At 68.5% G+C, this 11,714-nt stretch carries 9 protein-coding genes; 6 read left to right on the top strand and 3 right to left on the bottom strand.

The annotated features are described in order from the left end of the window. Window positions 1-157: 157 nt before the first annotated feature. The 5 genes from E4P24_RS17690 to E4P24_RS17710 all read left to right on the top strand — a co-directional run bounded on the left by E4P24_RS17690 (window position 158) and on the right by E4P24_RS17710 (window position 5,705). Entirely contained in the window at window positions 158-634 is a 477-nt protein-coding gene (locus E4P24_RS17690; RefSeq protein ID WP_115803648.1) for a (2Fe-2S)-binding protein, read from the top strand. Between the two features lies 1 nt (window position 635). Continuing rightward, window positions 636-2,999: a xanthine dehydrogenase family protein molybdopterin-binding subunit gene (locus E4P24_RS17695; protein ID WP_188148965.1), complete on the top strand. Its 2,364-nt coding sequence runs from the start codon at window positions 636-638 to the stop codon at window positions 2,997-2,999. Continuing rightward, window positions 2,996-3,865: a xanthine dehydrogenase family protein subunit M gene (locus E4P24_RS17700; protein ID WP_115891531.1), complete on the top strand. Its 870-nt coding sequence runs from the start codon at window positions 2,996-2,998 to the stop codon at window positions 3,863-3,865. Before E4P24_RS17695 ends, E4P24_RS17700 begins: the two co-directional genes overlap by 4 nt. Before the next feature lie 116 nt (window positions 3,866-3,981). Next, complete coding sequence (locus E4P24_RS17705) at window positions 3,982-5,124, top strand: XdhC family protein (RefSeq protein ID WP_115861377.1); 1,143 nt, start codon at window positions 3,982-3,984, stop codon at window positions 5,122-5,124. Next, on the top strand, window positions 5,121-5,705 hold the full coding sequence (locus E4P24_RS17710) for an NTP transferase domain-containing protein (protein WP_188148966.1): 585 nt from the start codon (window positions 5,121-5,123) through the stop codon (window positions 5,703-5,705). Before E4P24_RS17705 ends, E4P24_RS17710 begins: the two co-directional genes overlap by 4 nt. Before the next feature lie 322 nt (window positions 5,706-6,027). Here E4P24_RS17710 and E4P24_RS17715 read toward each other — a convergent pair whose 3' ends face one another. The 3 genes from E4P24_RS17715 to E4P24_RS17725 are packed head-to-tail and all read right to left on the bottom strand — an operon-like array spanning window position 6,028 to window position 9,781. Continuing rightward, window positions 6,028-7,020, bottom strand: a complete 993-nt coding sequence (locus tag E4P24_RS17715) for an ABC transporter permease (protein WP_008607967.1) — start codon at window positions 7,018-7,020, stop codon at window positions 6,028-6,030. Continuing rightward, window positions 7,014-8,156, bottom strand: a complete 1,143-nt coding sequence (tsgB13, locus tag E4P24_RS17720; RefSeq protein ID WP_188148967.1) for a glucose ABC transporter permease TsgB13 — start codon at window positions 8,154-8,156, stop codon at window positions 7,014-7,016. Before tsgB13 ends, E4P24_RS17715 begins: the two co-directional genes overlap by 7 nt. Next, the gene (locus E4P24_RS17725) at window positions 8,153-9,781 is read right to left on the bottom strand and encodes an ABC transporter ATP-binding protein (protein ID WP_115803643.1); all 1,629 of its coding nucleotides are present in this window, start codon (window positions 9,779-9,781) and stop codon (window positions 8,153-8,155) included. Before E4P24_RS17725 ends, tsgB13 begins: the two co-directional genes overlap by 4 nt. 220 nt (window positions 9,782-10,001) lie before the next feature. On the opposite strand from E4P24_RS17725, the gene ade reads away from it, so the two are divergent. Next, window positions 10,002-11,681: an adenine deaminase gene (gene ade / locus E4P24_RS17730; RefSeq protein WP_188148968.1), complete on the top strand. Its 1,680-nt coding sequence runs from the start codon at window positions 10,002-10,004 to the stop codon at window positions 11,679-11,681. Window positions 11,682-11,714: the final 33 nt, after the last annotated feature.

Genomic DNA, 11,714 nt, shown 5'->3' on the forward strand with positions numbered 1-11,714 from the left:
CATCGAGACCGCTCCCGAAGACCGCGCTCGTGAACCGGACAATCGAGGGGATGCTGGCACAATTATGCCCCCTACCAGAATATTTAATTGCGTATAGGAGCCGATATATTCAAGAATGATTCAAGATAGCACGTCAACTACCGTAATCCGAGCGAGCGTGAACGGTGAAGACGAACAGTTCGCCGTCTCGTCCGGCGAGACGCTCATGGAGACGCTCCGCGGGGCGGGGTACTACGGCGTCAAAAACGGCTGTGACGAGGGCGTTTGCGGGGCATGCAACGTCATCCTCGGCGACGAGGGAGTCACCCGGTCGTGTCTCGTTCCGGCGGCGAGTTGCGACGGAGCGGAGGTGATGACCGTCGAGGGACTGGCCGACGACGACGGCGGCCTCCACCCCCTTCAGTCGGCGTTCCTCGAACACGGGGCCGCCCAATGTGGCTACTGCATCCCCGGCGTACTGCTCGCCTCGTACGACCTCCTCCAGCGGAACGACGAGCCGACCGAGAGCGAGGTCGCAGACGCGCTGAGCGGCAACATCTGTCGCTGTACGGGCTACGTCCAGCAGATAGAGGCGGTGCAAGCGGCGGCCGACCGCCTCTCCGGGTCGGACGCGTCGTCCGAGGGCTCCGGGTAAGATGCCTCGGTCCGACACCGGCGACCCCGAGACGGCGGCGAAGTCGACCAGCGAGGCGCGCGGAGACGACGCCCCCGTCGGCGAGAGCGTCGAGAAAGTCGACGGCTGGGGGCTCGTCACCGGCAAGGCACGCTACACCGACGACGTGCCGACCGACGACGCCCTCGCCGCGAAGGTGCTTCGGAGCCCGCACGCGCACGCTCGCGTTCGGTCTATCGACACCGAGGCCGCGGAAGCGATAGCCGGCGTGAAGGCGGTGCTCACCCACGAGGACGTTCCCGAGGACCGCTTCACGCGAACCGGTTTTCCCTACCCGGCCCCGGCCCCGTTCGACGAGCGCGTCCTGAACGAGACGGTCCGGTTCGTCGGCGAGCCGGTGGCCGCCGTCGCCGCGCGAACCGCCGAGGCCGCCGCGGCCGCGGTCGACGCCATCGAGGTCGACTACGAGCCGTACGACCACGTCCTCGACGCGCACGAGGCGATGGGGGCGGACGCGCCGACGCTCCACCCTGAGCCGTACGAGAACCCTCAAGAGAACGCGGCTCCCGAGCGGAACGTCGTCTGCGAGACCCGCCACGAGGAGGGAAACGTCGAACGCGGGTTCGAGGCGGCCGACGAGGTCGTCGAGGGGGAGTACGAGACGCAGGCCGTCCACCACCTCCCGATGGAGACGAACACGACCATCGCGTGGGTGGACGACCGAAGGCGGCTCGTCCTGCGGACGACGACGCAGGTCTCGCACATCTGCCGCGACAAAATCGCCCGCGTGTTCGGCCTGAACCGCACCGACGTTCGAGTCGTCAAGCCCCGCGTCGGCGGCGGCTTCGGCGTCAGACAGGACACGCTCCCGAACCAGTTCATCGGCGCGGCGCTCGCGCTCGAAACCGGCGAGAAGGTCCGGCTGAAAAACGACCGGAAGGAGGACCTCCACGGGGCGCAGACGCGCCACGCCCAGACCGTCCGCGTCAAGACCGGCGTCCGGGAGGACGGGACGCTCACGGCGATGCACGTCGACGTGACCTCGAACACGGGCGCGTACGGCTGTCACGCCTCCGCGGTGCTGATGAACGCCGCCCACGAACCGCTGTCTGTCTACCCCTGCGAGAACCGGCTTTTCACCGGGCGCGCGGTCTACACCAACGTCACGCCCGGCGGGGCGATGCGCGGGTACGGGGCGGTACAGGGGACGTTCGGCATCGAGAGCCACCTCGACGAGGTCGCCGCGGCCATCGGGATGGACCCGGTCGAGTTGCGGCGGCGAAACGCGGTCGAGGAGGGCGACGAGAGCTTCGAACCGGAGTACAGCGAGAGCAAGCGAACCCTCGAATCCGTCGGCGTCAAGGAGTGTCTCGAACGCGCCTGCGAGACGCTCGGCTGGGCGGACGGCCCCGAGGAACCGGCCGACGACCGCTACCAGCGCGGCTACGGCGTCGCGCTGGCGATGGCGAAATCCGGCGTCCCGAGCAGCGAGTTCTCCCGGTGTAACATCACGCTGGAAGATGACGGGACGCTCACCGTCCGGGTCGGCGTCGGAGACACCGGACAGGGCTCTGAGACGGTGATGGGCCAGATTGCGGCGAGCGTGTTCGGACTCGGCATCGAGTCGGTCCACGTGAAGGCCGACGACACCGACGCGACCCCGTGGGACAACGGGGCGTACGCGAGCAGTACGACCTACATCAGCGGGAACGCGACCGAGAAGGCCGCTCGCGACCTCGCGGCGAAGGTTCGCGACCTCGCGGCCGAGTGGCGCGGAGTCGCCCCGGACGACGTGGAACTGGCCGACGGCGAGGTCCGGTTCCCCGACGGAGAGTCGATGGCCCTCGAACGGTTCGCGTCGGAGGCGTTTCAGGGGATTCACGGGCCGAAGCGGCGACTCACCGGAACCGGGAAGCACCACACTGCGCTCTCGCCCAAGCCGTTCGCGGCGCAGCTCGCGGCGGTCGAAGTGGACACCGAGACCGGCGAGTTCGAAGTGCGCCGACTCGTGAACGCCGTCGACTGCGGACGGGCGATTAATCCCGCGGGCGCTCGCGGCCAAGTCATCGGCGGCGCGGTCATGGGACTCGGACAGACGGTCTCCGAGGACCTCCCGCTGGACGACCGGGGCGCGCCGGAGTTCCGCGGGCTCCGCGACTACGAGGTGATGCACGCGCCGGAACTCCCCGACATCGACACGGAGTTGGTCGAAACCGACGAGCCGACGGGGCCGTTCGGCGCGAAGAGCGTCGGCGAAGTGTCGATACTCGGCCCGCCCGCCGCGATTGCGAACGCGATACACGACGCCGTCGGCGTCCGGGCGACCGAACTCCCGATTACGCCCGAGACGGTGTGGACCGCGCTCCAGGAGGGCCGGGACCGATGACGGCGTTCGAGTCGGTCGAGTACGTCGAACCCGAGACCGTGTCGGAGGCGGTCGAGCGACTCGCAGACGCCGACGAGGCGCGCGTCATCGCCGGCGGATACAGTCTCGTACCCCTGCTGAAAGACGGCATCGAGACCCCCGACCGGCTGATAGACGTGAGCGGCCTCAACGAGCTGCGCGGAATCACGGAGCGGGGCGACGGAGTCGCTATCGGCGCGCTCGTGACCCACGACGAGATTGCAACCGACGCGACCGTCGCGGAGCGCGCGCGGGCGCTGGCCGACGCGACCGATTCGGTCGGCGACTTTCAGGCGAGAAACCGCGGGACGATTGCGGGGAATCTCGTGTTCGCCGACCCGAAGTACGACGCGCCGGCGGCGTTTCTCGCGCTCGGTGGTCGAGTCGTCACTCGCGGGCCGGCCGGCGGGCGAGCGATAGCGGCCGACGACTGGTTCCGCGGCCCCGGAACGACCGCGCTCGACGCGGACGAACTCGTCACTAGAATCGAGGTGCCGGACGCCGAACGGAGCGGCTACGTCCGAACCTCGGAGTACTCGGGGTACGCCGTCGTCGGTGTCGCGGCCGCGTTCGAGACGGACGACGGGGTCGTACGCTCGGCCCGAGTCGCGGTGAACGGGGCCAAGCCGTATCCGGTTCGGCTCCCGAACGTCGAACGCGCGCTCGTCGACGAGGCCGTCGGCAGGGTCGTCGACGGCGACGGTGCGACCGAGGCCGCGACCGCCGCACTCGACGACGTCGAGACGGCGTCGCTACTGGCGAACGACGCGGCGACCGAGGAGTACCGGCGACAGCTCGTCCGGACGTACTGCCGACAGGCAATCGAGCGGGCCGCTTCGGAGCCGTGAACCGCCGGCCGAGCGGGGCGTGTGGGCGTGTTCGTCCGACCGTCCCGTGCGGCGGGGCCACCGAACCGACCGATAAATCAATACTGCTGACGGGAGTACGGGAAGGCGACTGAACGATGCGAACGACAGACGACCCGTGGAGCGCGACCGCAGACAGCGTCCGGCAGTCGATGCGCGAGCAGCGAGGCTCGGGGTCGGAGGCGGTCGTCGCGACCGTCGTGAACGTCGAGGAGTCGGGCTACCGCCGACCGGGGGCGCGGATGGTCGTCGTGCCCGACGGCGAGCGACTCGGCGCGGTCACCGCCGGCTGTATAACCGAGTCGGTGACAGAGACCGCGCGGCGGGTGAGCGCGAGCGGGACGCCGCGACTGGAGACGTTCGATCTCCGGGGAGGCGACGGCGACGCGTGGGGGCTCGGACTCGGCTGCAACGGCGTCATCGACGTGCTCGTCGAGCCGGTCGACGCGAGTTTCGACCCCGCGTTGAGCGAACTCCGCGAGAAACGCGCGGCGACGGTGCTCACCGCCGTCGAGACCGACGACCCGGCAATCGGCGTCGGCGACCGGACGGTGATAACGCGGGGACGGGGCGAACGGCTCTCGAAGGGCCGTCCCGGCCTTCCCGAGGCGGTCGTCGCCGAGGCAGAATCGCGGCTCGACGGGGCGGCGTCAGGCGCGGCGGCGACGCTCGACGTGCGGACGAGCGACGGCGACGTGCGGGTGTTCGCAAACGACCTCGCGCCGACGCCGGAGCTGCTCGTCTTCGGCGGCCACGGAGACGTCAACCCCGTCGCGTCGCTCGGCGCGCAGGCCGGCTTCCGCGTCCGCGTCGCGGCCGCGAGAGGGGCGCACGCCGGCGAGAGTCGGTTCCCGGCGGCCAGCGAAGTGACCGCGGTACACCCCGCCGAACTCGCGGCCCTCGTCGACGCGCCCGACCACACCTACGTCGTGCTCATGTCGCACAACTTCGTCGACGACCGACTCGCGCTGGAGTCGATACTCGGGACCGAGGTTCCGTACGTCGGCGTGATGGGCCCGCGGCGGCGGTTCGACCAGCTCCGCGAGGCGATGGACCGAGAGCTTGACGCGACCGACCGCGAGCGAATCGCGGCCCCGTGCGGGCTCGACATCGGCGGCGACGGGCCGTCGACCGTCGGGCTGAGCGTCGTCAGCGAACTGCTCGCGGTTCACAACGGCCGCAGCGGGGCACGGCTGACCGACCGCGCGGGCCCGATTCACGGGCGGCCCGAGCTCGGATGACCCGGGTGGGCATCCTGCTCGCCGCGGGGGCGGGAACCCGGTTCGAACGCGGGAACAAGCTCTGTCAGCCGCTCGACGGCGAGCCAATCGTCCGCCGGGCGGCCCGGCGGCTGGTCGAGTCGCCGGTCGATGAAACCGTGGTCGTCCTCGGACACGACGCCGAACGGGTCCGGCGAACGTTAGAACCGCTCGAAAGTCGGCTGACGGTCGTCCGTAACGAGCGATACGACGCTGGACAGAGCGCGTCGGTTCGGCGCGGGGCGGAGGAGGTGCTGTCGCGCGACGGGTCGGTCGGCGTGTTCGCGCTCGGCGACATGCCCGCCGTCGGGAGCGCGACCTACGACGAACTCCTCGCGGCGATTGACCGCGACGACCGACACGTCGTCGTCCCGGTGTACGACGGGCGGCGCGGAAACCCCGTCGCGTTCGACGCGGCAGCGCTCGACCGGTTCGGGAGGCTCACGGGAGACGCGGGTGCGCGCGCCCTGTTCGAAGCGATGCCAGTCGCTCGAGTCGCCGTGGACGACCCCGGAATCCACGCGGATATCGACACGGTGGCCGACCTCGAAGCGCACCGCTGACGCCGGTCGTCGAGGCGTCTCCCGACCGCCGCGAGTTCGGCATCGTGGAGGGCTGACCGGGCACGCGGGACCGCCGGAGCGACGCGGGGGCCACACCACCGCCCTCGGAATGCAGTAGACGATTATATTCATTATATCCGCGGGGTGAGAGGGAGGAGATACTAACAACATTACGACGGTACTACTGTAACGAGTCGCGGGCGCGGCTCGGCGTGACCGAACGACGGGCGACACGAGTGAAGGCGGCGTGAGCGGTGAAAAGAGGGGTGACGGCGCGAGTCAGGGCACGGCCAGTGCCACGGTCGCGGCGTCGAACGCCGGGTCAGTCCATCTCGCGGTTGTACGACTGCAACAGCGCGGAGGGGACCGCGAGTCGGACGCTCTCGGTCCGGATGACCGCGTACGAGAGGACGGCAATCGTCGTCAGGTAGGGGTACGTCGACATAATCTGCGGGTTCGTGAGCGTGTTGACGAGCGGGTTGAGGACGCCGGCAAGGGGGGCGTTCGGGTCGAGGGCCAGCGAGAGCGACTGCGACCGGAGTTGAAGCGCGTCGAGCAGGCCGAAGAGGTACGCGCCGACGAGCATCCTGCTGGGCCGCCACTGGGCGAAGACGACGAGTGCGACCGCAATCCAGCCGCGGCCCACGGTCATGCCGGGAACCCACAGTTGGGAGAACGCCAGCGAGAGGTGCGCGCCGGCGGCCCCGGCGAAGCCGCCGCCGATGATGACCGCGAGATAGCGAAGTTTGAACACCGGCACACCCATCGTGTCGGCCATCTCGGGGTCTTCGCCGACAGCGATGATTTCGAGACCGAGGTTCGACCGATACAGGAAAAACCAGACGACCGGCACCGCGAGGAGCGCGAGGTAGTCGGTTGCGGTACTGCGGAAGAACGCCTCACCGACGAGTGGAAGGTGGACGAGGTAGCGGCCGACTATCGGGAAAGTCATCTGGGGGAAGCCGGTGATGGACTCTTGGACCCACCCGGACCCGAAGAACGTCGTCAGGCCGGTCCCCAACAGCGTCAGCATGACGCCGCTTATGACCTGGTTCGACTTCAGGGAGATACAGAGGAACGCGTGGACGGCCGCGAGCGCCATCCCGCAGGCGATGCCGGCACCGAAGCCGAGCCAGTAGTTCCCCGTAACGGCGGTGACGACGAACCCGCCGAGCGCGCCGACGAGCATCATCCCCTCGACGCCGAGGTTGAGGACGCCCGCGCGCTCGCTGATGAGCTCTCCGAGCCCGGCCAACAACAGCACCGTCGCGGCCTGCACCGTCGCGTTCAGGAGGCCGGCGGCGAAGCTCACCACCGCGCATCACCGCCTGTGGCGTCGGCCGGCGCGTCGTTCCCCCGCCGGTCGAACGCGATGCCGACTCGGTAGCGCTTGAAGAACTCCGAGGTGATGAGAAAGAGGATGACGAGCGCCTGAATGATTTCGACCAACGCCGCGGGGACGCCGAAGGCGACCTCGACGCTCGACCCGCCGACGAACAGGACGGCGAAAAACAGCCCGGCGAGCATGACCTTGACCGCGCTGTTGCGGCCCAGGAGGGCGATGGGAATCGCGGTGAACCCGTAGCCGGGGGCGAAGGCGGCGCGGAACCGCCCCTGCGAGCCGGCGATTTCAGCGATGCCGCCGAGCGCCGCGAACGCGCCGCCGAGGAGGAAGACGAACAGGTACACCGTGTACCGGCTCATCCCCGCCTGCCGGGCGGCCTCGTCGTTCGAGCCGACGAACGTGACCTCGAAGCCGAGGCGCGTCTTGGTCATGACGACGTACGTGGCGACGACCGCGGCGACGGCGACCAACAGGCCGGCGTGAACGTCCGCGAAGAGCGGTATCGACTCGCCGCCGGGCACGAGTCCGGCGAGCGGCGGGAGGGTCGCGGCGTCCGAAAAGCGAGCCGACTGCGGGAAGTTCCCGGTGCCGCCCTGCATGGGCCCGCGGAGCAGGTAGCTCTGGAGTTCCTGTGCGACGAACGTCAACAGAAGCGAGGTGATAATCTCGTTGACGTCCCACTTCGCGCGGAGCCACGCGGGGATGCCCGCCCAGAACGCGCCGGCGACGCAGGCGGCGAGAATCATCAGCGGGAGCAACGCCACGGCGGGAAGCGAGACGTTTACGGCGACCCACGTGCCGGCGAGCGCGCCAAGGAGGAGCTGTCCCTCGGCACCGATGTTGAACAGCCCCGCCTTCAGCGGGAGATACACCGCGAGGCCCGCCAGAATCAGGGGGACCGCCCTGACGAGGACCTCCGTGAGGCCGAACTGGCTGGTGAGCGTCTCGACGAACATCACGGTGTAGGCGTCCACCGGGTCGACGTTCAGCGCGACGAGGGCGACGCCGCCGACGGCCAAGGCCGCAAAGACGGTGAGTACCGGTGTGCCGTAAGCCAGCCACGCGGGGATGGTTCGCCGGGGGTCGAGTTGCAGTTCGACGTTCATGAGCTCCCACCGAGTCCTCGGACTTGAGCGCCCGCGGTCGCGGTGGCGTCCCCGCCGCCGGTCATTTCGAGCCCGATTCGCTCGCGGTCGGCGTCCTCGGGCGTCGTCTCGTAGACGACCTCGCCCTCGTAGACGACGAGGATGCGGTCGCTCAGGTCGATAATCTCGTCGAGGTCCTCCGAGAGCAGCACCACGCCGGTCCCCTCGGTCCGCTGGTCGAGAATCGCCTCGCGGATGGACTCTATCGCGCCGACGTCGACGCCGCGGGTGGGCTGGTTCGCGACGAGGAGGTCGGGGTCACGGGAGATTTCTCGGGCGAGAATGAGCTTCTGTAAGTTACCGCCCGAGAGGTCGCCGGCCGTCGCGTCGGTCACGTCGTGGACGCCGCGAACGTCGAACGCCTCGACGAGCGCCTCGGCGTGCGCCCGGAGTTCGCCGTAGTCCAGCGTCACCCCGCTCCCGAAGCGGTCCTCGCGGAAATCCTTCATCGCCGCGTTGTGCATCACAGAGAGGTCCCCCGCGGAGCCGTAGCGGTTTCTATCTTCGGGGACGAACGAGACGCCGTTGTCGATAAACGTCCGGGGCGAGGCGTTCGTGAGGTCCGTCCCGTCGACAGTCAGTTTGCCCGCGGAGACAGTGCGGAGTCCGGCGATGACTTCCGCGAGTTCCTTCTGCCCGTTACCGCTGACGCCGGCGATGCCGACGACCTCACCGCGGCGAACCGTGAGGTCGACGTTCGACAGCGCCTCGATGCCGCGGTCGTCCGTGGCGGAGACGTTCCGCGCCCGGAGGACTGGCTCGCCGGGGGCGACGCGTTCTCTGTCGACCGTGAACAGCACTTCGCGGCCGACCATCATCTCCGCGAGGTCGGCTCGAGAAACGTCTGACGTGGAGACGGTGCCGACGTTCTCGCCGTCGCGGAGGACGGTCACGCGGTCGACGACCGCTTCGACCTCCTCGAGCTTGTGTGTGATGAAGATAATCGACACGCCCTCGTCGGTGAGGCGTTCGAGCGAGTCAAAAAGGCGGTCGGCCTCGGTCGGCGTCAACACGGCCGTCGGCTCGTCGAGGATGAGCAGGTCGACATCGCGGTACAGCGCCTTGAGAATCTCGACGCGCTGTTGCTGGCCGACGCCCAGCTCCCAGACTTTCGCGCTCACGTCGATGTCGAAGCCGTACCGGTCGGCCAGCTCTTGGATGCGCCGCTCCGGAACGTCGAGGCCGAGCGAAAACCGCCCGGCGAGCGACTGGACGAGCGAATTGGAGCGGACGGCGTCCGGGAGCCATCCGCCCGCGTCCGCGTCCGGGCGAAACAGCGTCGCCGGCTCGCGCTCGCCGAGGACGACGTTCTCCGCGACGGTTAGACGGGGAATCAACATGAAGTGCTGGTGGACCATCCCGATTCCCGCGTCGATAGCGTCCTGCGGGGAGTCCAGCCGAAGCCGCGTTCCGGAGAGGGAGATTTCGCCGTCGTCCTGCGAGTAGAGACCGTACAGAATCTTCATGAGCGTGCTCTTTCCAGCGCCGTTCTCGCCGAGCAACCCGTGGATTTCACCGCGCTCGACGGTGAGGTCAATGTGGTCGTTGGCCACGACGCCCGGAAACGCTTTCACGATGTTCTCCATCCGGAGAAATGGTTCCCTTGTCATGTGGTATATTCACAGGAGTGTATTGAATCCACCAAGATAACTGTTCTCATGACCGGAATATTTGTTTTGACGTGCCCATCTGTTCGGGGGTGTTCGGATGACGTGGGGAAATTCATAAATCCCGCCTCCGACAAGAGCGCCTATCGATGTGGACACCGACCGCCTCTCGGATAGCCGAATCGAACGGAGCGCAACGATGAGCGACGAACCGGTTGACCTCCTCGTCAGCGGGAACCTCGTCAACGTCGACACGGGGACCGTCTCGGAGTCGTTCGTCGCCGTGGACGACGGGCGAATCGTCGCGCTCGAAGAGCGACCGGCGGCCCGCGAACTCGACGCGGAGTACATCGCGCCCGGTCTCATCGACGCGCACATGCACGTCGAGTCGTCGATGGTGACGCTCCCGCAGTACGCCGACGCGGTGGTGCCGCGGGGCGTCACGAGCGTGGTTCACGACCCGCACGAGATTGCGAACGTGAGCGGCGTCGCCGGCGTCGAAGCGATGATGGCCGACGCGACACGGACGCCGCTGAAAGTCCGCTTTACCGTTCCGTCGTCGGTCCCGGCGACGACGTTACAGGACGGGGGCGCGACGCTCGATGTCGAGGCCGTCGACGCCCTGCTCGGGGAAGACGAGGTCGTCGCGCTGGGCGAAGTGATGAACATTCCCGGCGTCGTCGCCGGCGACGACTCCGTCCACGAGAAGATTCGGGCCGCGAGGGACCGCGGGCTGACGGTCGACGGACACGCGCCTCGGGTACGCGGAAGCGACCTCCAGACGGTCGCCCGATACCTCGACAACGACCACGAGAGCATCGGTCTCGCGGAAGCCCGAGAGAAAGTCGAGGCGGGACTCCGCGTCTACCTCAGGGAGGGTTCCGCGAGCAAGAACCTCGCGGACGTGGTCGGTCTCGTCGACGAGGTGGACAGTCGGCGGCTCTCGCTGTGTACCGACGACAGAGACGTCGTCGACCTCGTCGAGCGGGGCGGCATCGACTTCGCGGTTCGAAAGGCCATCCGGTTGGGCGTCGACCCGGTGGAGGCGGTGCAGATGGCGACCGTCAACACCGCCGAGAGCTACGGGCTCCCCTTCGGGCGGATTCGGCCGGGGGCACCGGCTGACCTCGTCTTGCTCTCGGACCTGCGAACGTGGGAGGTGGACCACGTCGTCGTCGACGGAGCGGTCGACCCGACGAAGGGTGGTGGCGCGCCGCCGGCGTCGGCCATAGCGACCGACACCGTGAGGTTCGAACCGGTGTCGGCGGCGGACCTCGCGGTGCGACACGCGGGGGACTACCCCGTGCGAGTCAGAGTCATCGACGCGGTCGGCGGACTCCAGACGGGACGGGCGGAAGCAGACGTTCCCGTCGCGTCGGTCAACGAGGAACGGGTCCTCACCGCGAACGCGGACGACGACGTGCTTCCACTCGCCGTCATCGAACGGCACGGGGAAGCGGGCGGCATCGGCCGCGGATTCGTCCGCGGGCTCGGGCTGGAGCGGGGCGCTGTGGGGTCGACGGTGGCCCACGACGCGCACAACTGCATCGTCGCCGGCGTCGACCACGACTCGATGGCGACCGTGGCGAACCACCTCCGGGATGTCGGCGGCGGCGTCGCGGCGTACGACCCGGAGGACGACGCCCTGTCGTCGCTGGCGCTTCCGATGGGAGGGTTGATGTCGGACGAATCGCTGGGGACCGTAAAGGAGACGTTCGAATCAGTCGAGGCGACCGCCGACGACCTCGGACTCGACCGCGACGGTGGCCTGATGGCGCTGTCGTTTCTCGCCCTCGAAGTGATTCCGACGTACCGACTCACCAACAACGGACTGGTCGACGTGGAGTCGTTCGAGTACGTGCCGACAGTTATCGACTGACAGCAGAACGACCGCCGCGGCGCGTGGAGTCGA

It is taken from the genome of Haloferax sp. AS1 (genome assembly GCF_014530665.1).
GTDB classification, from domain to species: Archaea; Halobacteriota; Halobacteria; order Halobacteriales; family Haloferacaceae; genus Haloferax; species Haloferax volcanii.

Bases quoted from the DNA above. Each gene is read 5' to 3' on its own strand.
- E4P24_RS17705 (WP_115861377.1), top strand. From the start codon at position 3,982: ATGCGAACGACAGACGACCCGTGGAGCGCGACCGCAGACAGCGTCCGG.
- E4P24_RS17695 (WP_188148965.1), top strand. From the start codon at position 636: ATGCCTCGGTCCGACACCGGCGACCCCGAGACGGCGGCGAAGTCGACC.
- tsgB13 (WP_188148967.1), bottom strand. From the start codon at position 8,156: ATGAACGTCGAACTGCAACTCGACCCCCGGCGAACCATCCCCGCGTGG.
- E4P24_RS17710 (WP_188148966.1), top strand. From the start codon at position 5,121: ATGACCCGGGTGGGCATCCTGCTCGCCGCGGGGGCGGGAACCCGGTTC.
- E4P24_RS17725 (WP_115803643.1), bottom strand. From the start codon at position 9,781: ATGGAGAACATCGTGAAAGCGTTTCCGGGCGTCGTGGCCAACGACCAC.
- ade (WP_188148968.1), top strand. From the start codon at position 10,002: ATGAGCGACGAACCGGTTGACCTCCTCGTCAGCGGGAACCTCGTCAAC.
- E4P24_RS17700 (WP_115891531.1), top strand. From the start codon at position 2,996: ATGACGGCGTTCGAGTCGGTCGAGTACGTCGAACCCGAGACCGTGTCG.